Genomic DNA, 20,284 nt, shown 5'->3' with positions numbered 1-20,284 from the left:
CTGGACTTCATGCTTCCGGTGGCACGAGATGCGGGCTGCTGAAGTCCAGGCGCCGCAGCCCGGCCTGCACCTCGGGCACGCTCATGAACAGTTTCCACAGAAGGCCCGTGCGATGGTTCTCCATCATCACGACGATGGGGCCTTGATCGATCGCAAGATAGGTGTCTGCGAACCAGCCTCGCTGCTCGCAGAACGCATCGACGAAGCCGTAGTCTCTCCACAGCCGCTCGCCATGCACGCTGAGGAAATGCCGCACCACCCGCATCACCTCGGTGGGCGCGTACGGCAGGCTGGCCAGCGCGGCCGTCGGTGAAATGGTGCCGTTGTCGATGTCCGGAGCGTGCGCGAGGTAGCCATGGGGGTCGTCGCTCGCGGTCAGCCCCCAGCACGATTCGCCGTAGCCCGCGTGGCCCTGGGGGTTGGCGAGGCAGTGGGCACGGTTGATCTGGACGTGGCGGCGGTTCAGATCCCAATACTCGGCGTAGCGATCCTTCAAGCCGCGCGGATCGAGGCCGCAGAACGAGTAATGCGTGAAGAACAGCGGGCCGCCGTAAGGCATGCCAAGCGGAATCTCGATGCCGTAGTACGACTGGCCGTTGAGGAAGCCTTCGCCCGCCGCGAAGCCGCGGTGGTACACCCGCGGATCGATCGCATGGCGGGGCGCGGCCGCGGCCAGCACGTAGGTGATGAGGCACTCGTTCCAGCCGCGCACTTCATGGTTCATTGCCCAGCCGTGTTTCGGGCTCCAGTGCCAGTACAGCACGTCCTGCCCGCCCTGGGTGAACCAGTCCCATTCGACCTCGTGCCACAGCGTGTCGAAGTCGGCGCGCAACCGACGCGCCATGGCCGTGTCCTCGCTGAAATACTGGCGCGCACACAGCAGGCCCATGCAGAGGAACGAGGTTTCGACCAGATCGCCCGCGTCGTCCTTGGGGCTCATCGGGATCGTTTCGCCGCTCGCCCCGTCCATGAAGTGCGGGAAGGCGCCGTGGTATCGCCTGGCGCGCATGAGCGCGTCCCGCATGCGCCCCAGGCGCTCCAGCGCTGCGTCCCGAGTGACCCAGCCGCGCTCCACCGCGACGATCAAGGCCATGATGCCGAAGCCCGTGCCGCCGATCGCCACCCTCTCGTCGGCCAAGTCTTCGCCCGTGGCGCCGACGAGCGTACGGCGGTCGAGCGCAAGGCCGCTGGCGGCATCCGCACCGTCCCAGAAATAGCGGAAGGTCTGCCGCTGCACGGCGTCGATCAAGGCTTCATCGGGCAGGGCTGCCAGTGCCCTCGGGTTCTTGTCATCCTTCAGCACGAACGGCTCCTTTCGTTGTCATCTCGATAACACGTTTGGTTTCACCGAATTGTCGACAGCGCAACGCGGCCGAGGGCTCTCCGCCCGCAGCATGCCATCATTAAGGCCCTTGGGTTCTATTCGAAATCCCTGATGAGCCGCATCGACACCCTCATGGCCCGGATGACGCTAGCCGAAAAGCTGGGTCAACTGACGATGACTGCCTCCAGCTACACGGTCACCGGGCCGGTGCTCGCGGGGGACTCCACGCAGTCGATCATCGACGGCACCGTCGGCAATCTGCTGAACATGGTCGGCGCCGGTCCCACGCACGAGATGCAGCGGCTGGCGGTCGAGAAGTCGCGGCTTCGCATTCCGCTCTTGATCGGCCTGGACATCATTCATGGCCATCGCACGCTCTTTCCAATCCCGCTTGCCGAAGCCGGCACCTTCGACGAAGACCTCTGGGAGCGCACGGCGCGGGAGGCCGCGCGCGAAGGCGCTGCCGACGGCCTGGCGATGACTTTCGCGCCGATGCTCGATGTATCGCGCGATCCCCGCTGGGGCCGCACCGCGGAAGGACCCGGCGAAGACCCCTGGCTGAACGCCCGCATCGCAGGGGCCAAGGTGCGCGGCTTCCAGGGGGCCGATCTGTCATCGGCCGAATCGCTGGCCGCCTGTGCGAAGCATTTCGTCGCGTACGGCGCAGTCAACGCGGGGCGGGAGTACGCCGCCGTGGACATCTCCGAGCGCACCTTGCGCGAGGTGCATCTGCCGGGCTTCGCAGCAGCGGTCCGTGCCGGCGTCGCGACGCTGATGCCCGCCTTTACCGATCTCAACGGCGTGCCGATGACGGCGCACATTCCCTTGCTGCGCGACTGGCTGCGCGGCGAGATGGGCTGGGACGGCGTCATCGTCAGCGACTACAACGCGATCGCGGAATTGATCAAGCACGGCGTCGCGGCCGATCTCGTCGATGCCGCGGTACTGGCGCTGAAGGCCGGCGTCGACATCGACATGATGGCCGACGCGTACCGCAAGGGCCTGCCGGTCGCGCTCGAGCAGGGACGGGTGACGATCGAGGAGATCGACGCCAGCGTGCGCCGCGTGTTGCGGCTCAAGGAGCAGCTCGGCCTGTTCGACGACCCTTACCGTCGCGGCGCGACACCGGAGCCCGCGGCGGTTGTCGCCGAACGGCACGCGCTGTCGCGCGACGCCGGGCGCAAGGCCATCGTCATGCTGAAGAACGAGCGGGACACCCTGCCCTTGCCTGCTGCACCGAAGGCACTGTGTGTCGTCGGCCCGCTGGCCGACGCAAACACCGAGATGAAAGGCCCGTGGTGGGGCGCCGGCGAACACGAGCCGGCCGTCAGCGTGCTTGCCGGCTTGCGCGCCGCGCTGCCGCAGACCGACATCCGCCATGCACCCGGCGTCGCCATCGAGGGCGGCGACGACAGCGGCATCGAAGCTGCCATTGCGCTGTGCGACGGCGCCGACGCCGTCCTGCTGTGCCTGGGCGAGCGCGCCACGATGAGTGGCGAGGCGGCGAGCCGCGCCACGCCCGCGCTTCCCGGCCGACAACAGGCTCTGGCCGAAGCGGTGACGGCACGTGCACGCGCGCTCGGCATCCCCGTCATCGCGATCCTGTTCTCGGGCCGCCCGCTCGTCGTCCCCTGGCTGGCCGAACACGCCGATGCGCTGCTGGCTGCATGGTTCCTCGGCATCGAAGCCGGCCATGCGATCGCCGACGTGGTCACGGGGCGGGTAACGCCCGGCGGTCGCACGCCGATGAGCTGGCCGCGCGCCGTCGGGCAGGTGCCGATCTTCTTCGGCCAGCGCCCCACCGGCCGGCCGATCAATCCCGCCGACTACTTCACGAGCAAGTACCAGGACGTCGAAAACACGCCGCTGTATGCCTTCGGTCACGGCTTGACCTACGGCCGGTTCATCTACGACGAACTTCAGGTCGAGCCGCAGCGCGTGCGCGAGCAAGACGCGCTGAAGATCAGCGTCAAACTGCGAAATGTTGGCGCGCGCGAGGCTGAAGAGACTGTCTTCCTGTTCGTTCGCAGCAAGCGAAGCCGTGTCACCCGGCCGTTGCTGGAACTCAAGGGCTACGCGAAGCTGCGATTGATGCCTGGCGAAGCCGGCTCGGTGAACCTGGAGCTGCCGGCGGCCGAGTTGCGCTACCTCGGGCCGGACCTGCAGCCCTTGTTCGAGGCGGGCGAAGTCGAGATCTTCGTCGGGCCAAGTGCCGAGGAATCAGGGTTGCTGCGCCAGACTATTGAACTGTGTTGAAACGATCCCGCCCGGAGGCCTTGTCGGTAAGCAGTTCCCATTCGCCGCGAAGGCTCTTAAGAGCGTAGTCGGCAAAGTGGCGTACACGAGGGGCCAGATGCAATGCATGCGGGTACACGACATGCAGCGGTGCGCTGGGGATGCCGTATCGCCCCAGCACGCGCACCAGCGTTCCATCCCTCAGCTCCGAGCCTACATCCCATATTGACTTGAGAAAGATCCCGCCGCCGGCCAGCGCGAGCGCTTTGGCCGCGTTGCCGTCATTGCACAGGAAGGTCGCGTTCACCTCGGCCGAGACCGGTTTTCCTTCGTGCTGGAAGAGCCAGTGCCGCGTGCTTCGCGTGCCGTAGAGAATGCAGTTGTGCGCTGAGAGCGCAGCGGGCGTGTCGGGAGAGCCGAAGCGCCGCAAATAGTCCGGCGCGGCGCACAGGACGAGCTCGCTGTCGGCGATGTGGCGTGCCGTCATCGTCGAGTCGTCGAGCACCCCGAAGCGCAGCGCCAGGTCAATGCCTTGCTCCACGAGATCCACGACGTCGTCGCTCAAAACGAGCTCGATCCTCAACGCCGGATGCATGGCCTGGAACTGCGCCGCCAGCGCTGCGAGATAGCGTGTGCCCAGCATGCGCGGTGCCGTCACCCGCAGGTGTCCTTCGATGTCGGTGCGGCTGTGCTGCATCACCGCCTCGGCCTGCTGCACCTCCGCAAGGATGCGTACGCAATGCAGGTGGAAGCGTTCGCCTTCCTGCGTCATTGATTGCCGCCGTGTGGTCCGATTGAGCAGGCGCACGCCCATGCGCGCCTCGAGGGTTGCCAAGCGCTTGCTGACTACTGCCAGAGACAGGCCCAGCTCGTTCGCGGCCCCCGTGAGACTGCCGGCACTGGCGACCTTGTCGAAGATCGTCAGCTCGACCAGATTGTCAATCATTGTTTCCATATCGTTGATTGTGAAATCACAAACTCAATATTTATCAATCATATGGAGATAAATATACTGCCTTTCACCACTTACTTAACAAGAGCCCCACGATGAAACGCACATTCCTTGCGGCCTTCATGGCCGCCGCTGTCGCCACCAGCCTGGTCGCCCCGGTCTCATTCGCGGCCGAGGCGCCTCCGACCAAGGTGAGTCGCTATCAAGCCGGCTACTACCACTTCAAGCTCGGCGACTTCGAGGTCGCGGCGCTTTCCGACGGCACGCTGCCGATCCCGACGCTGAAGTTGCTGACCAACGCTCAGCCCGGCGAGGTGAAGTCGCGCCTGGCGGACACGTATCAGACGACCGAGGTCGATGCCTCGGTCAACGCCTACCTGATCCGGGCGGGCGACCGCCTGATCCTGATGGACGCCGGCACCGGCGAGCTTTACGGCCCGACGTTGAACAAGCTCGAGGCCAGTCTCAAGGCGGTGGGCGTCACCCCCGAGCAGATCACCGACATCCTGATCACGCACATCCACACCGACCACACCGGTGGCTTGATGGATGGCAAGCGCCTCGTGTTTCCCAACGCCACAGTCCACGTCGAGCAGAAGGAGGTCGCGTACTGGCTGAATCCCGAAAATCGCGCCCGGGCACCCGAGGCGGCGAAGAAGTACTTTGACGAGGCTTCGGCCAAGGTGCAGCCCTATGTCGATGCCGGCAAGGTGAAGACGTTCTCCGGCGCCACCGAGCTGTTCGCCGGCATCCGTTCCATCCCCGCTCCGGGCCACACACCGGGCCACACGTTCTACGCGCTCGAGAGCAAGGGCGAGAAGCTGGTGTTCTGGGGCGACCTGGTTCACGTGGCGGAAGTTCAGATGCCCAACCCGGGCGTGACGATCGTCTTCGACGTCGATCCCAAGGCCGCCGCAGCAACCCGCAAGAAGGCGTTCGCCGACGCGGTCAAGGGCCGGTACTGGGTCGCGGCCGACCACATCTCGTTCCCCGGCGTCGGCCATCTGCGCCGCGACGGCTCGGGCTACCGGTGGATCCCCATGACCTACGTGAACGACCACTACGAGGCGAAGTGAACATCCGACAGCAACAGCTCACCCGCCCCCAAACTCCCGCGCATGCTCCACCGCATACTTGATGAGTTCCGCCTGCCCTTCGATCCCAAGCCGCCTTTTGATACTCTGTCGATGCGCCTCCACAGTGCGCACGCTCAACCCCAAATCCCGCGCAATCTGCTTGCTTGATTCGCCACGGCCTAGAGCACTGAGAATCTCGCTCTCACGCGGCGTGAGCAGCGGCCTTGGCGCCTGGTTGCGAAACAGCTTCTTCGACACGGCCGGGCTCAGGAATGTGCCGCCACCCGACACGGCTTCGATGGCCGCGACGATCTCAGCCGCTGGCGCGTCTTTCAGCACGTAGCCGCGCGCGCCCACCTGCAGGGCCTTTTGCACGTACTCGGGGTTGTCGTACATGCTGAGCATCACCACGTGCGGCGCGGGCTGGCGTTGCAGCACCAAGGCGGCCAGGTCGATGCCGTTCATTTCTTTCATGCCGACATCCATCAGCAGCAAGTCGGGCTTGAGCGATTCGATCAAGGCCAGCGCCTCGGCTGCGCTTCCGGCCTCGCCGACGATCTCGAGGTTGGGCATGGCGCCGAGCCGCGCGCGCAGGCCATCGCGCACCAGCGGATGGTCGTCGACCAGAAAGAGGCGAATGGGGGCGGCGTCTTTTGTCATCTGGCTACTCAGGCTTGGCGCTGCGGGTCGGCACTTCGGCCACGATCGTGGTTCCGCCTTCGCCGGAAGTCACGCGGAGGCGCCCGCCGATGGACTCCATGCGTTCGCGCATGTTGCGCAGGCCGATGCCGCGCCGCGGGTCGAGCTGCATGGCGTCGACGTCAAAGCCGATGCCGTCGTCGCCAATCTCGAGCCGCACACCTTCGTCGTCGAAGAAGCCCAGGTCGATGTGCACGCGGTGCGCCTTGGCGTGCTTGCGCACGTTGGTGAGCGCCTCTTGCGTGACGCGGAAGAGCGCGGTCTTGGCTTCTTGCGAGAGTTCGTAAGCTTCGCCCTCGATCATGATCGACGCATCGATGGTGCCCTCTTCGGCAAACTCGTCGCCCAGGCGCTGGAGCGCGGCGGGCAGGCCGAGGGTGTCGAGCAGCGCGGGCCGCAGGCGATGCGAGATGCGGCGCACTTCGAGCAGCGAATCGTTGAGCCGTTGCAGTGCCTTGGCCAGTGCAGGTGGCGCGGTCTGGCTTTCGCGGTCGAGCGCTTCCACGGCGGATTCGATGAGCAGCTTGGCCGACACCAGCGTTTGGCTGGTGCCGTCGTGCAGTTCGCGCGCGAGGTGGCCGCGCTCTTCTTCCTGCGACTGCACCACGCGGCGAGCCAGCAGCCGCAGCTTGGCTTCGGCCACGCGATGCTCGCTCAGGTTGAGCAGCAGGCCGGTGGCGCTCACCACTGCGAGGCACAGCGCCGCAATGCCTGCAATCCAGAGCAGCGTGGTGGTGACGTTGGTGCTCATCTGGCGATCGAGCGCCTGCATCGTCGTTTCGATGTCGTCCAGGTAAAGGCCGGTGCCGACCATCCAATTCCAGCGCGGCAGCGCCGTGACGTAGCCGAGCTTGGGCGCCATCTGCTCGCTGGAGGGCTTGCGCCATTCGTATTCGACAAAACCGCCGCCGGCGCGCGCACCGGCAATCAGGTCCTGGATGGTGAAGCGGCCGTGGGCGTCGCGCAGGTCCCAAAGGTTCTTGCCGACGAGGTCAGGCTGGCGCGAATGCATGAGCGAGCGGCCCTGCATGTCGTAGACGAAGAAGTAGCCGTCGTCGCCATAGTCCAGCGCGGCCAGGCGGCGCAGGGCTTCGGTGCGGGTTTCGTCGTCGTCCAGGCCCGCGTCGTACAGCGGGCGCACGGTGCTCACGGCCAGGTCGACATAGCTGCGCAGTTCGCTACGCCGCTGGTCCATGTAGCTTTTCTCGATGAGCGCGCGTTCGCGCCGCGCCAGGTCATGCTCCTGGTGGCGCACCGCCAGGGCCACCAGCACCAGCGCAACCAGCAGCGGTGCCACAGCCAGCGCGACGATCTTGGTGCGGAGGTTCATCGGGGGGCAAGACTACCACCGGGCGCGGCCATGAGCCGGTCGCCTGACGGCGCTCACTCAATGCACGCTGGTGGGCCGGCCCGAGGCCACCCAGGCGTCGAGCCCCCCGGTCAGCGGCAGGGCCCGCCGCGCACCACGCGCCAGCAGCACGCGCGCGGCCAATGCCGCCGACACCTCGTTGGGGCAGTTGCAGTAGACGACCACGTCGCGCCCGCCGACGAGCGGCAGCTCGGGGTGCCGCTGCTGCAGCGACTTGAGCGTGTACGGCAGCGCACCGGGAATGCGGCGCGGGTCGACCTGCACGCCCGCCTCGCCGCGCACGTCGATCACCAGCGGCGGCGTCTCGCTGGCGAGCAGATCGTGCAGCTCGTCCACGTTGATGCGCGGCATGCCGGTGAGCCGCATGAAGGCGCGGCGGCGCCAGTAGCGCACCGCCAGCGTCACTGCCAGCACCACCACCAGCGCCAGGGTGGCAATGCCGCCGGCCTGGGCCAGCATGGCCAGCACGTCCTGGATCTGATCGCGAAAGATCCAGCCCAGCCCGAGGAAAAGGCCGGTCCACACCAGCGCGGCGCCAATGTCGAAGACGATGAAGCGCCACACCGGCATGCCCAGTGCACCAGCCATGGGCGGCGCCACCACCGAGACGCCCGGCACAAACTTGGCAGCCACCAGCGAGAGCCCGCCCCAGCGGCCGATGAGCGATTCGCCGCGCCGCACGCAGGAGTCGGGCGACAGCGAGATGCGGCACAGAAGGCGCATGAAGCGGTAGCCGAAGCGACGCCCGGCATAGAACCAGGCGCCGTCGCCCAGCAGGTTGGCCAGCACCGCGGCCAGCACCACGCCCGCCACCGAGACGTTGCCGGCCGCCAGCAGTGCGCCCGACACCACCAGCACGGCGGCCGCGGGCACCGGCAATCCGAGGCGCGCGGCAAAGCTTGCCGCGAAGACGATCGCGATCGCGTTCTGCACCAGCAGCGACATCAGCTGTGCCATGGCAGCAACGCGGGGTTGGGGTTCACTCCTTCGGGGCCTAGCGGGGCGCGTCGCCCTTGCGGTATTCAGCCGTGAGCTCGTCGAGCTTCTGCTTCAGCGCAGGGTCCAGCTTGTATGCGGCCGCGGCCAGCGTGGCGTCGAGCTGTTCGGGCCGGCTGGCGCCGAGCAGTGGCGCCGTGATGAGCGGGTTGGCCATGACCCAGGCCACCGCCAGCGTGGCCAGCGGCACGCCGGCTTCGTCGGCCAGCTTGTGCAGCTGCGTCACAGTGTTGAAGCTGCGATCGTTCCAGTAGCGGTCTTGATACATGCCGCCGGCGGTGCCGAGGGTGAAGCGGGTGTTCTCCTCGGGCTTGGCACCCGGCTTGTACTTGCCGGTGAGCAAGCCGCCGGCCAGCGGGTTGTAAGGAATCACGCCCAGGCCCTCTTCGCCCGCCAGCGGCAGCAGCTCGCGCTCGATCTCGCGGAACAGCAGGCTGTAGCGCGGCTGCACCGACACGTAGCGCGTGAGCTTGTGCAGCTCGGCCTTGCCAAGCGCGCGGCCCAGCCGGTAGGCCAGGAAGTTGGACACGCCGATGTAGCGCGCGCGGCCCGACTTGACGATGACGTCGAGCGCCTCCAGGCTCTCCTCGAGCGGCGTCTCGCGGTCGTCGCTGTGCAGCTGGTACAGGTCGACGTGGTCGGTCTGCAGCCGCTTGAGCGAGGCATCGATGGCGTCGAGCAGGTGCTTGCGCGAGGCGCCCTGGTCCCAGCTGTTGGGGCCGACCTTGCCCACCGCCTTGGTCGCCACCACGAAGCGGCGACGGCCTGTGGGGCCCTGCTTCTGCAGCCAGCGGCCGATGATTTCTTCAGTGCGGCCGGTGGTTTCGACGGTGCCGCCAAGCGGGTACACGTCGGCCGTGTCGAGAAAGTTGATACCACCTTCGGCGGCCTTGTCCAGAATGCGGTGCGACACCGCCTCGTCGGTCTGAAGGCCGAAGGTCATGGTGCCGAGCGCTAGCCGCGACACGGTAAGGCCCGTGCGGCCGAGACGGGTGGTGGGAATGCTCATGGTGGTCTCGATCGAGAGAGATGACGGAGAGGAAGGGCGGCGGCCATCATAGACACGGCTACGCAAACCTGCTGACACCCCCGATATTTCAGGTAGCTTCGAGATGCACGCCGGGCGCGCCGCGCTCCACCGCAAAACGGGCCATCGGGGCGACGGCGCTGTCTGCGGATTTCTCGTCTTCCACGGCGCGAAACTCGACGGTGCAGCCGCGCGCATCGAGCGCCATGTGCGCATAGCCGCGCTTGTCGCCTCGGCCGTAGCGCAGGTGGTCGTTCTTGGCGAGCAGGTTGGCCACGTTGGCGGCACTGGGCCCTTCGGAGGTGATGGCGCCGCCGACGAATTCGGTTGCCACCGCCGGGCCCTGCGGCTCGCGGCGCAGGTCGGCGGCCCAGAAGGCGTGCACGTCGCCGCTGATAACCAACGCATCGCCGCCGCGCGCCTTGTTGGCGGCCAGGCTGTCGAGCAGGCGCGCGCGGGACGCGGCATAGCCGTCCCAGCCGTCCATCCAATAGCCGTGCTCAGGGCCGCGCTTGCGGTCGGCCTCGGCCATCAAGGTGGGCTGTGCAATGACCGTCCAGCGCGCGGGCGGCGCGGCCAGTTCGTTCGCAAGCCACGCTTCCTGCTTCTTGCCCAGGAAGCTGCGCTCCGGCGAAAGCCGGTCTGCGCAGTCGGCCAATGGCGACGCACTGCGTCCCGCCAGGCAGGCGTGGTGCGAGCGGTACTGCCGCCCATCGAGCAGGAACACATCGAGCATGCGGCCGAAGCGATGCCGGCCATAGATGGTGGCTGCGGCACCGGTCGGCCGCATGCTGGCGGGCACGGGCATGTGCTCGTACCACGCTTGGTAAGCCGCGGCGCGGATGGCAAGAAACTGCGCGGGGTCGATGGTGCGCGGCGACACGTCGTCGGTGTAGTCGTTGGCCACCTCATGGTCGTCCCAGGTCACGAGCCAGGGGAAGGCGGCATGCGCGGCCTGCAGGTGCGGGTCGGTCTTGTAGAGCGCATAGCGGTCGCGAAACTCGCCCAGCTGCGTGGGAATGCCGCCCTGGTGGTGGCGCACATGGCGCGAACCCCATGAGCTTTCATAGATGTAGTCGCCCAGGTGCACGACGAAGTCGAAAGGCTGCGCGGCCATGTCGCGGTAGGCTGCGTAGTAGCCCTGTTCGTACTGTTGGCACGAGGCGAAGGCAAAGCGCGATGGCTGCGGCGCTGCATCGTTGTCGGCCGGCGCGGTGCGGGTGCGTCCGACGGGGCTTCGCACGCCTTCGGCCGTGAAGCGGTACCAATAAGGCCGGCCGGGCGCGAGGCCCCGCACTTCGGCGTGCACCGAATGCGCGAGCGCCGCAACGGCCGTGGCCCTGCCCTCCGCGGCAATGCGTGCAAAGCCTTCGTCGTGCGCCACTTCCCATCGCACGTCGACCGGTGCCTCGCCCATGCCGCCGCCCTGCAGCGGGTCGGGTGCGAGACGCGTCCACAGCACCACGCCGTCGGATCTTGGGCTGCCCGATGCCACGCCGAGTGTGAAGAGTTCGCGTGCGCTTTGTTGCTGCGCATTCAGCTGCAGGAACGGATGGCCCAGCGATGCGGCGGCCATCCCGCCGAGCAGCAGGCGGCGGCGCTGCAAGACAGGCCGGGCCGCGCTCATGTCATTGCGCGCGCCACCGGGGCGAAGTCGGATCCGTCGATGGTGATCTGGCGCACGGGCATGGTGAGCCATTGTGCAATGTCTTCGCGCGGGTCGATGACCCAGGCGCTCACCGCGCGTTCGATCTACGAAGCGCTCGGCGCGCGCTGAGTCGCGCCAGGCCGCTCGCTGGCACGTGCACTCGTCACCGCCCACCAAAACACGCCCATGCCGGCCAGCGCCAGCAAGGCGCCGACCCAGCCGGTCGAGGTCCAGCCCAGGCCCGCGGCAATGGCCACGCCGCCGAGCCATGCGCCGAGCGCATTGGCCATGTTGAAGGCCGAGTGGTTGAGCGCGGCGGCGAGCGTCTGCGCGTCGCCGGCCACGTCCATCAGGCGGATCTGCAGGGCCGGGCCGATGGCGACAGTAGTGCCGATGAGGAACACGTTGAACGCCGCTGTGTAAACGTTGTGCGCCGCGAAGGTGAACACGGCGAGCACCAGCGCTGCATAGACGAGCAGGCCGCCAATGGTGCGCATGAGCGACTTGTCGGCCAGGCGCGAACCGACGAGGTTGCCGGCGACCATGCCCAGGCCGAACAGCGCGAGCACGAAGGGCACACCGCCAAGCGGCAGGCCCGCCACCTCGATCAGCGTGGGCTTGATGTAGCTGAACACCGAGAACATGCCGCCGAAGCCGATGGCGCCAATGCCGAGGGTGAACCACACCTGCTTGCGCTTGAGCGCGCCCAGTTCGCGCCAGGGACTGGCGCCTGCGGGCGCCGCAAGGTCGGGAATGTCCCGGCGCAGCAGCACCACGGCGATGAGCGCGATGACACCCACGAACACGAAGGCCGCGCGCCAGCCGAACAGCTGGCCGAGCCACGCGGCAATGGGCACGCCGACCAGCGTGGCGCCGGTGAGCCCCAGCATCACGAGGCCCACGGCCCGCGCGCGGCGCCCAGGTGGTGCGAGCGTGGCCGCCACGAGCGCGGCAACGCCGAAGTAGGTGCCATGCGGCAGCCCGGTCGCAAAGCGCAGCAGGTTGAGCGACACGTAGCCCGGCGCCATGGCGCTGGCGAAGTTGCCGGCGGCAAACACGGCCATGAGCGCAATCAGCAATGCGCGGCGGCCCCACCCCGCGGCAAGCACCGCGAGCACTGGCGCGCCGATCACCACGCCGAGCGCATAGGCGCTGATGACGTGGCCGGCCTGCGGGATGGTGACCGCGATGTCTTTCGCCACCTCGGGCAGCAAGCCCATGATCACGAATTCGCCGGTGCCGATGGCAAAGCCGCCCACGCCGAGCGCCAGCACGGCCCGCAGGAAGTCGACGCGCGATGCGGAAGAAGAGGAAACGGAAATGTCGGTATCCGCGCTGTCCAGCGCGGGTGGGGAGGCGTTCAAGGCCAGGCTCCTGGGAGGTGCCCGGCGGTGACGGGCAGAGGCCCGATTTTAGGGTAAACCCTGAATTTCTGCCGATACGGCGATGCTGGCCGGCTGGTACTGCCGTGCCGCCCCGGCTGCTTAAATCGCGACGAGCTGGCGCACGCCCTGCGCTTCCATGTCCTTGCCGAGCCCGCGCGCAATCACTTCGCCGCGTTCCATCACGAGGTAGTCGTCGGCAAGCTCTTGAGCAAAGTCGTAGTACTGCTCGCACAGCACGATGGCCATGTCGCCTCGGTCGGCCAGCATGCGGATGACGCGGCCGATGTCCTTGATGATGCTGGGCTGGATGCCTTCGGTCGGCTCGTCCAGGATCAGCAGCTTGGGCTTGGGGGCCAGCGCACGCGCGATGGCCAACTGCTGCTGCTGCCCGCCCGAAAGATCGCCGCCGCGGCGGTTGATCATCTGCTTGAGCACGGGGAACAGCTCGAACAGTTCCGCCGGAATGGGCGTGCTGCCGCTCTTGTAGGCCAGGCCCATGCGCAGGTTTTCTTCGACCGTGAGGCGGGCAAAGATCTCTCGGCCTTGGGGGACAAAGCCGATGCCCGCTCTTGCTCTTTCATACGGCGTGGACTTGTGGATCGGCTTGCCTTCAAGCTCGATGCTGCCGCTCTTGATGGGGACGAGACCCATCAGCGACTTGAGCAGCGTGGTCTTGCCCACGCCGTTGCGGCCGAGCAGCACGGTGACCTTGCCGAGCGTGGCCTCGAAGCTCACGTCGCGAAGAATGTGGGAGCCGCCGTAGTACTGGTGGATGTTCTTGACTGTCAGCATGAAATCGATTCCTCAGCGGCCAAGGTAAACCTCGATCACGCGCTCGTCGGCCTGCACTTCGTCCAGCGTGCCTTGAGCGAGCACCGATCCATCGCACAGCACCGTCACGATCTCGGAGATCGTGCGGATGAAGCTCATGTCGTGCTCCACCACCATCAGCGAATGCTTGCCCTTGAGCGTGAGGAACAGCTCGGCGGTGCGGGCCGTTTCTTCGTCCGTCATGCCGGCCACAGGCTCGTCGAGCAAAAGCAGCTTCGGGTCCTGCATCAGCAGCATGCCGATTTCGAGCCACTGCTTCTGGCCATGGCTCAGGTTGCCGGCCAGGCGAGAGACGCTGTCGGCCAGGTGAATGGTCTGCAGCACTTCGGCGAGCCGGTCGCTCTGCGCCGAGTCGAGCTTGAACAGCATCGACGCGCGTACGCCCTTGTTGGTCTTGAGCGCGAGTTCGAGGTTCTCGAACACGGTGAGATGCTCGAACACCGTCGGCTTCTGGAACTTGCGGCCGATGCCCAGCTGCGCAATGTCGGCTTCGCGGTGGCGCAGCAGGTCGATGGTGCTGCCGAAGAACACCGTGCCCGAGTCGGGCCGCGTCTTGCCGGTGATGATGTCCATCATCGTGGTCTTGCCCGCACCGTTGGGGCCGATGATGCAGCGCAGCTCGCCCGGCGCAATGTCGAGCGACAGCTTGTTGATGGCCTTGAAGCCGTCGAAGCTCACGCTCACGTCTTCGAGATAGAGGATGCGGCCGTGCGTCACGTCGACCTCGCCCGGCGTTGCGATGCGACCGAAGTCGGCGGAACGGCCGCCCGATTCGGTGCTGCTGCTCACATAGGGAATGCCTTTGGCGCGTGCGGCGCGCTCGGCGCCGGCTTCCATCAGGTCGGGCGTCATGCGCGCGCTCCCTTCACTTCGGGCACCACCAGCGGCGCGTGCAGCGCCTCAGGCTCCATGCCTTGCGCGGCGGCCATGGCGCGCTGCGCTTCTTCGCGGCCAGCGCTTGGCACGGCCTTTTCGCGCGACAGCCATTTCTTCACCAGGCCCACGATGCCGTTCGGCAGGAACAGCGTGACAGCAATGAACAACGCCCCCAAAAAGTACAGCCAATACTCGGGGTACGCCACCGTGAGCCAGCTCTTCGCGCCGTTGACGATGAAGGCGCCGATGATCGGCCCGATGAGCGTGGCACGCCCACCCACCGCGGCCCAGATCGCGATCTCGATGGAGTTGGCCGCGCTCATCTCGCCCGGGTTGATGATGCCGACCTGCGGCACATACAGCGCGCCGGCCACGCCGCACATGATGGCGGAGATGACCCAGATCGTGAGCTTGTAGGGCAGCGGGTTGTAGCCCGAGAACATCACGCGCGTTTCGGCATCGCGGATCGCCTGCAGCACGCGGCCGAACTTGCTGCCGACGAGCCACTTGGCAAACAGGAAGAAGCCGAGCAGCGTCAAGCCCGTGAGCGCGAAGAGCGTCATGCGCATCTCTTGCGTGGCAATCGGAATGCCAAGGATGCGCTTGAAGTCGGTAAAACCGTTGTTGCCGCCAAAGCCCGTCTCGTTGCGGAAGAACAGCAGCATCGCCGCGAAAGTCATGGCCTGTGTGATGATCGAGAAATACACGCCCTTGATGCGCGAGCGGAACGCGAAGAAGCCGAATACGAAGGCAATGAGGCCCGGCACCGCAACGATGAGGACGAGCGTGGCAATGAAGCTGTCGCTGAAGGTCCAGTGCCAGGGCAGCGTCTTCCAGTCGAGAAACACCATGAAGTCCGGCAGGTCGCTCTTGTAGTTGCCGTCGCGGCCGATCTGGCGCATGAGGTACATGCCCATCATGTAGCCGCCCAGCGCAAAGAAGAGACCATGGCCCAGCGAGAGAATGCCGGTGTAGCCCCAGATCAGGTCCATGGCCAGCGCGCAGATGGCGTAGCACATGATCTTGCCGACCAGCGCCACCGCGTAGTCGCTCATGTGCAGCGGGCTTCCGGCCGGCACCACCATGTTGAGCACCGGCGCCACGGCGCACACCACGATGAGCGTGACGAAGAAGGCTGTCCAGCCCTTGCCGCTCATGAGCGGCCCTTTGGTTGGAAGTACGACCTTGCTGCTCATGCTTCTGCGCTCCGGCCCTTCATGGCGAAGATGCCCTGAGGTCTCTTTTGAATGAAGATGATGATGAAGACAAGCACCGCGATCTTCGCGAGCACCGCGCCCGCCCAGCCTTCGATGAACTTGTTGAGAATGCCGAGCCCCATGGCCGCATACACCGTGCCCGCGAGCTGGCCCACGCCGCCCATCACGACCACCATGAAGCTGTCCACGATATAGCTCTGGCCGAGGTCAGGGCCCACGTTGCCGATCTGGCTCAGTGCGCAGCCCGCGAGGCCGGCAATGCCGGAGCCGAGCGCGAAGGCATAGGTGTCGATGCGTGCCGTGTTCACGCCCATGCACGCGGCGATCGGGCGGTTCTGTGTGACGCCGCGCACGAAGAGGCCGAGCCGCGTGCGGCCGATGAGCCAGCCCATCGCAAGCAGTACCAGCACCGCGAAGATGATGATGCAGATGCGGTTCCACGGCAGCGTAACGTTGCTCAGCATGGTGAAGCCGCCGCTCATCCAGCCGGGATTTTCCACGCCGACGTTCTGCGCGCCGAACAGCGAGCGCACGAGCTGCTGCAGCATCAGGCTGATGCCCCAGGTGGCGAGCAGTGTTTCGAGCGGCCGGCCGTAAAGAAAACGGATCACGCCGCGTTCGAGCACCGCGCCTACCAGCGCCGAACTCAGGAATGCCACCGGAATAGCCGCCACCAGGTACCAGCCGAAGGCCGCCTCGGGCATGTAGCGCTGGAAGATGCCCTGCATCACGTAGGTGGCGTAGGCGCCGATCATCATCAGCTCGCCGTGCGCCATGTTGATGACGCCCATCAGGCCGTAGGTGATGGCCAAGCCCAGCGCAGCAAGCAGCAACACCGAGCCCAGGCTGATGCCGCTGAACACCGCGTTGATGCGGTCGCCCCACACCAGCGAGCCGTCGATGCTGGCAATGGAAGCGACGATGGCGGCCTTGACGTCCGCTTCGGTCTCGTCGGCCAGGCGTTGGTTGAGCAGCAGCTTGGTGTCGGGGCTGCTGTTGGCGCCAAGCTCCTTGGCCGCGGCAAGGCGCTTGGCCTTGTCGGCGCTGGTGAGCATGCTGGCCGCGCGCACTAGCTGGAGCTGCGCCTTGATGGCGGGATTGGTCTCGGCGGCCAGCGCCTTCTCGACCATCGGGATGCGCGATTCGTCGGGCTCCTTGAAGAGCGCCTGCGCGGCTTCGGCGCGCACCGTGTCGTCCTTGCTCGTGAGCTTGAGCGCGGCCTGTGCGGCATCGAGGGCACCGCGCATCAGGTTGTTGTTGACCACGTCCTCGGCCGTGTCGGGCACCTTCAGCTCGGCGCCCGTCACGGGGTCGTAGCCCTTGTCGTCCTTCATCACGAAGACCTTGTCTTCGGAATACTTGACCGCATCCTCGGACATGGCCTGGATGAAGGCGGCGGTTTTCTCGTCGGCCGTGAGAACGGCCTTGTTGAGCGCGTTGATGCGCGATTCGGATTCGCCGGAGGCGATGGCCTTGGCTTCGTCGGCGGTCAGCGCATGGACGGCCGATGCCATGAGCAGCATGGCGGCGAGTGCGCAGTGAAGGGATCGTCGAAGCATGGTGAAAGTGGAAGTTGGGATTGGCTCCCTCCCCTTCCGGGGGAGGGTTGGGGTGGGGGCACGCAGCGCCAACACAGGCGCAGTGACCGGATCGACCGCCGCTTGCCCCCACCCCTGCCCTCCCCCAGCGGGGGAGGGAGGAAACGCGCTTTACAGCGACTTGCCAGCCGGCTGGTCAGGCTTCTTGTCGTTGCCTTCGATGTACGGGCTCCACGGCTTGGCCTTGACCGGGCCCGGCGTCTTCCACACCACGCTGAACTGTCCGTCGGCCTTGATCTCGCCGATGAACACGCTCTTGTGCAGGTGATGGTTCTTCTCGTCCATCTTCGAGACGATGCCCGAAGGGGCCGTGAACGTCTGGCCGGCCATCGCCGCGATCACCTTGTCGGTGTCGGTGCTCTTGGCCTTCTCGACCGCTTGCTTCCACATGTGGATGCCGATCCACGTGGCTTCCATCGGGTCGTTGGTGAGCGGCTTATCCTTGTGGCCGGCAATGTTCTTGGCCTTGGCGTAGTCGCCCCACTGCTTGATGAACGCCGTGTTGGTCGGGTTCTTGATCGACATGAAGTAGTTCCATGCGGCCAGGTGGCCGACCAGCGGCTTGGTGTCCACGCCGCGCAGTTCTTCTTCACCCACCGAGAAGGCCACCACTGGCACGTCCTTGGCCTTGAGGCCGGCGTTGCCCAGTTCCTTGTAGAACGGCACGTTGGAGTCGCCGTTGATGGTCGACACCACGGCCGTCTTGCCGCCGGCCGAGAACTTCTTGATGTCGGCGACGATGGTCTGGTAGTCGCTGTGGCCGAAGGGGGTGTACTTCTCGTCGATGTCGGTGTCCTTCACGCCCTTGCTCTTCAGGTAGGCGCGCAGGATCTTGTTGGTGGTGCGGGGGTACACGTAGTCGGTGCCCAGCAGCACCCAGCGCTTGGCGCCGCCGCCTTCTTTGCTCATCAGGTAGTCGACGGCCGGAATGGCTTGCTGGTTAGGCGCGGCGCCCGTGTAGAACACGTTCTTCGAGAGTTCTTCGCCTTCGTACTGCACGGGGTAGAACAGGAGGCCGTTCATTTCCTCGACCACCGGCAGCACCGACTTGCGCGACACCGAGGTCCAGCAGCCGAAAATCACCGAGACCTTGTCCTGGCCGAGCAGCTGCTTCGTCTTTTCGGCGAACAGCGGCCAGTTGGAAGCCGGGTCGACCACCACGGGCTCGAGCTGCTTGCCCAGCACGCCGCCCTTCTTGTTGATGTCCTCGATAGCCATCAGCACCGTGTCTTTCAACACGGTTTCCGAGATGGCCATCGTGCCCGACAGCGAGTGCAGCACGCCGACCTTGATGGTGTCGGCGGCAAAGGCCGGCGCAGCGGAGATGCTGGCCAGGGCGACGGCGGCGGTGAGCGCCTTGAGTGTGAAACGACGTTGCATGTGGACTCCTGCTCCAGGGTGGTTGAAACCTTTGTCGCCGGCTGGCCGGACGATGGAGGGGAGTCTGCGGATTCGCCCGCTCGCTAGAAATACGCCGGGTGGCGTACACGGAGGTACTCAGGTGCTGCTGGCCGGACCGCTGTCAGTCCTTCGCCGCCTGCATCCGGCTGCCGCGCCGGTGCAGCACCGCCACCAGCAAGGCCGACACCACCAGATAGCCCAGCGCCACCGCAAACGCTGCGCCATGGCCGGCCGCATCGGCCGTGCTGCCCAGCCGTCCATAGAACAGGATGCCGATCAACGCCACGCCCAGCGCGTTGCTCGCTTGCTGCACCATCGCCAGCACGCCCGAGGCCACGCCCGCGTGCTGCGGCGGCAGACCGGCCAGCACGGTGGACACCAGCGGCGCCATCACCATGCCGAGACCGGCGCCCTCGACCACGAGCAGCGGCACCATCCACGCGGCCACGTGCGAATGGCCCAGCCATCCCGACACGTTGACGAGCTGCAGGGCATGACCTGCGGCCAGCACCAGGGCACCGAGCGCGATGGGCGGCTTGCCGCCAAAGCGGCGTGCCAGGCGCGCGCCGGCCATCGAGGTGGCGAAGAAGCCGATCGCCAGTGCCGTGAAGACGAGGCCCGAGGTGAGCGGGTCCAATGCGAGGCCTTGCTGCAGGTACAGGGCCAGCACGAAATAGAGCGATGCATTGCCCACGTAGAAGGCCAAGGTGGTGAGTAGCCCCGTGACGAAGCGACTGTTGGCCAGCAGCGCGGGCGCCACCAGCGGTACGCCGCCGCGCGCCGCGAGGCGGCGCTGCTGGTACGCGAACACGGCCAGCAGCGGCACGGCAGCCGCAAGGCACAGCCAGCTCCACAGCGGCCAGCCTTGCTCGCGGCCTTCGACCAGCGGCAGCACCACGGCCACCGAACCAGCGGCGGCCAGCAGCATGCCGGCGATGTCGAGCCGGCTCCCGGCACTGTTGCCGCTGTTCGCCAGTGGCGGAATGACGCGCGGTGCAAGCAGCAGCGCGCAGAGGCCGATCGGCAGGTTGATGAGAAAGCAGCTGCGCCAGCCGAGCCCGCCGAGGTCGGCATGGATCAGCAGTCCACCGACCAGTTGGCCGAGCGTGGCACCCATGCCCAGCGTGAGCCCGTAGGCCGCGAAGGCACGCGCACGGCTCTCACCCGTGTAGGCCAGGCCGATCATCGCCAGCACCTGCGGCTGCAGCAACGCGCCGGCCAGGCCCTGCAGCACGCGGGCCGACACGAGCAGTTCGGCACTCGGCGCCAGGCCGCACGCAGCCGAAGCCAGCGTGAACAGCAGCAGGCCCAGCATGAACATGCGGCGGCGGCCGAACAGGTCGCCGAGCCGGCCGCCGGTGATCAGGCCCGCGGCCGTGGCCAGGCCGTAGCCGGCCACCACCATCTGCAACGTGCCCGCCGAGGCGTGGAGTTCGCGCTGCATCGAAGGCAGCGCCACGTTGACGATGAAGAAATCCAGCACCACCAGGAAGGTGCCGCTGAGCATGACCCACAGGGCCCATCGGCCGGGCTGCGCCATGCCGCCGGCCGCAGTGGAGTTGAGCGATGCAGCTGCCGATGCAGCGATGTTCGATGACTGGGACATGATGGTTTCGAGTGTTGAGATGGAGCGGCGCCGGCGCAATGACC

At 66.5% G+C, this 20,284-nt stretch carries 16 protein-coding genes; 2 read left to right on the top strand and 14 right to left on the bottom strand.

Annotation, left to right across the window (positions count from 1 at the left end):
- Positions 1-7: 7 nt before the first annotated feature.
- Positions 8-1,303, bottom strand: a complete 1,296-nt coding sequence (locus BLR24_RS07665; protein WP_093015154.1) for a glucoamylase family protein — start codon at positions 1,301-1,303, stop codon at positions 8-10.
- Positions 1,304-1,435: 132 nt separating this feature from the next.
- On the opposite strand from BLR24_RS07665, the gene BLR24_RS07660 reads away from it, so the two are divergent.
- Complete coding sequence (locus BLR24_RS07660; RefSeq protein ID WP_093015151.1) at positions 1,436-3,580, top strand: glycoside hydrolase family 3 N-terminal domain-containing protein; 2,145 nt, start codon at positions 1,436-1,438, stop codon at positions 3,578-3,580.
- Here the strand turns inward: BLR24_RS07660 and BLR24_RS07655 are convergent.
- Positions 3,564-4,514, bottom strand: a complete 951-nt coding sequence (locus BLR24_RS07655; protein ID WP_093015148.1) for a LysR family transcriptional regulator — start codon at positions 4,512-4,514, stop codon at positions 3,564-3,566. The genes BLR24_RS07660 and BLR24_RS07655 overlap by 17 nt on opposite strands.
- 92 nt (positions 4,515-4,606) lie before the next feature.
- On the opposite strand from BLR24_RS07655, the gene BLR24_RS07650 reads away from it, so the two are divergent.
- Positions 4,607-5,587, top strand: coding sequence for an MBL fold metallo-hydrolase (locus BLR24_RS07650; RefSeq protein WP_093015145.1), 981 nt, complete (start codon positions 4,607-4,609; stop codon positions 5,585-5,587).
- Between the two features lie 18 nt (positions 5,588-5,605).
- Here the strand turns inward: BLR24_RS07650 and BLR24_RS07645 are convergent, their stop codons facing one another.
- The 12 genes from BLR24_RS07645 to BLR24_RS07590 form a co-directional block, all read right to left on the bottom strand.
- Complete coding sequence (locus BLR24_RS07645; RefSeq protein ID WP_093015142.1) at positions 5,606-6,247, bottom strand: response regulator transcription factor; 642 nt, start codon at positions 6,245-6,247, stop codon at positions 5,606-5,608.
- Between the two features lie 4 nt (positions 6,248-6,251).
- A complete protein-coding gene (locus BLR24_RS07640) occupies positions 6,252-7,616 on the bottom strand; it encodes a cache domain-containing protein (RefSeq protein WP_093015139.1) in 1,365 nt (454 codons plus the stop codon).
- Between the two features lie 57 nt (positions 7,617-7,673).
- Positions 7,674-8,612, bottom strand: coding sequence for a VTT domain-containing protein (locus tag BLR24_RS07635; RefSeq protein WP_093015137.1), 939 nt, complete (start codon positions 8,610-8,612; stop codon positions 7,674-7,676).
- A gap of 37 nt (positions 8,613-8,649) precedes the next feature.
- Entirely contained in the window at positions 8,650-9,660 is a 1,011-nt protein-coding gene (locus BLR24_RS07630) for an aldo/keto reductase (RefSeq protein WP_093015135.1), read from the bottom strand.
- A gap of 88 nt (positions 9,661-9,748) precedes the next feature.
- Positions 9,749-11,305 (bottom strand): alkaline phosphatase D family protein, encoded by a 1,557-nt coding sequence (locus tag BLR24_RS07625; RefSeq protein ID WP_093015133.1) that lies wholly within the window; start codon positions 11,303-11,305, stop codon positions 9,749-9,751.
- Between the two features lie 125 nt (positions 11,306-11,430).
- Positions 11,431-12,690, bottom strand: a complete 1,260-nt coding sequence (locus tag BLR24_RS07620) for an MFS transporter (protein ID WP_093015131.1) — start codon at positions 12,688-12,690, stop codon at positions 11,431-11,433.
- Between the two features lie 120 nt (positions 12,691-12,810).
- Complete coding sequence (urtE, locus tag BLR24_RS07615; RefSeq protein WP_093015129.1) at positions 12,811-13,503, bottom strand: urea ABC transporter ATP-binding subunit UrtE; 693 nt, start codon at positions 13,501-13,503, stop codon at positions 12,811-12,813.
- Positions 13,504-13,515: 12 nt separating this feature from the next.
- Positions 13,516-14,394 carry an urea ABC transporter ATP-binding protein UrtD gene (gene urtD, locus BLR24_RS07610; protein ID WP_093015127.1) on the bottom strand — a complete coding sequence of 293 codons (879 nt, stop codon included), beginning with the start codon at positions 14,392-14,394 and terminating at the stop codon, positions 13,516-13,518.
- The gene (urtC, locus tag BLR24_RS07605; RefSeq protein WP_093015125.1) at positions 14,391-15,614 is read right to left on the bottom strand and encodes an urea ABC transporter permease subunit UrtC; all 1,224 of its coding nucleotides are present in this window, start codon (positions 15,612-15,614) and stop codon (positions 14,391-14,393) included. The genes urtD and urtC overlap by 4 nt, the downstream gene beginning before the upstream one ends.
- Entirely contained in the window at positions 15,611-17,158 is a 1,548-nt protein-coding gene (gene urtB / locus BLR24_RS07600) for an urea ABC transporter permease subunit UrtB (protein ID WP_093015123.1), read from the bottom strand. Before urtB ends, urtC begins: the two co-directional genes overlap by 4 nt.
- Before the next feature lie 186 nt (positions 17,159-17,344).
- Complete coding sequence (gene urtA / locus BLR24_RS07595) at positions 17,345-18,613, bottom strand: urea ABC transporter substrate-binding protein (RefSeq protein ID WP_055803051.1); 1,269 nt, start codon at positions 18,611-18,613, stop codon at positions 17,345-17,347.
- Positions 18,614-18,755: 142 nt separating this feature from the next.
- Positions 18,756-20,240, bottom strand: coding sequence for an MFS transporter (locus BLR24_RS07590; protein WP_093015121.1), 1,485 nt, complete (start codon positions 20,238-20,240; stop codon positions 18,756-18,758).
- Between the last annotated feature and the right edge of the window lie 44 nt (positions 20,241-20,284).

This window comes from Variovorax sp. OV700, assembly GCF_900099805.1.
Lineage (GTDB): Bacteria > Pseudomonadota > Gammaproteobacteria > Burkholderiales > Burkholderiaceae_C > Variovorax.
This window is presented reverse-complemented; position numbering and strand designations above follow the sequence as displayed.

Bases quoted from the DNA above. Each gene is read 5' to 3' on its own strand.
- BLR24_RS07630 (WP_093015135.1), bottom strand. From the start codon at position 9,660: ATGAGCATTCCCACCACCCGTCTCGGCCGCACGGGCCTTACCGTGTCG.
- BLR24_RS07640 (WP_093015139.1), bottom strand. From the start codon at position 7,616: ATGAACCTCCGCACCAAGATCGTCGCGCTGGCTGTGGCACCGCTGCTG.
- BLR24_RS07650 (WP_093015145.1), top strand. From the start codon at position 4,607: ATGAAACGCACATTCCTTGCGGCCTTCATGGCCGCCGCTGTCGCCACC.
- BLR24_RS07660 (WP_093015151.1), top strand. From the start codon at position 1,436: ATGAGCCGCATCGACACCCTCATGGCCCGGATGACGCTAGCCGAAAAG.
- urtB (WP_093015123.1), bottom strand. From the start codon at position 17,158: ATGCTGCTCATGGCATCGGCCGTCCATGCGCTGACCGCCGACGAAGCC.
- urtD (WP_093015127.1), bottom strand. From the start codon at position 14,394: ATGACGCCCGACCTGATGGAAGCCGGCGCCGAGCGCGCCGCACGCGCC.
- urtE (WP_093015129.1), bottom strand. From the start codon at position 13,503: ATGCTGACAGTCAAGAACATCCACCAGTACTACGGCGGCTCCCACATT.
- BLR24_RS07590 (WP_093015121.1), bottom strand. From the start codon at position 20,240: ATGTCCCAGTCATCGAACATCGCTGCATCGGCAGCTGCATCGCTCAAC.
- urtC (WP_093015125.1), bottom strand. From the start codon at position 15,614: ATGAGCAGCAAGGTCGTACTTCCAACCAAAGGGCCGCTCATGAGCGGC.
- urtA (WP_055803051.1), bottom strand. From the start codon at position 18,613: ATGCAACGTCGTTTCACACTCAAGGCGCTCACCGCCGCCGTCGCCCTG.
- BLR24_RS07655 (WP_093015148.1), bottom strand. From the start codon at position 4,514: ATGGAAACAATGATTGACAATCTGGTCGAGCTGACGATCTTCGACAAG.
- BLR24_RS07625 (WP_093015133.1), bottom strand. From the start codon at position 11,305: ATGAGCGCGGCCCGGCCTGTCTTGCAGCGCCGCCGCCTGCTGCTCGGC.
- BLR24_RS07635 (WP_093015137.1), bottom strand. From the start codon at position 8,612: ATGGCACAGCTGATGTCGCTGCTGGTGCAGAACGCGATCGCGATCGTC.
- BLR24_RS07645 (WP_093015142.1), bottom strand. From the start codon at position 6,247: ATGACAAAAGACGCCGCCCCCATTCGCCTCTTTCTGGTCGACGACCAT.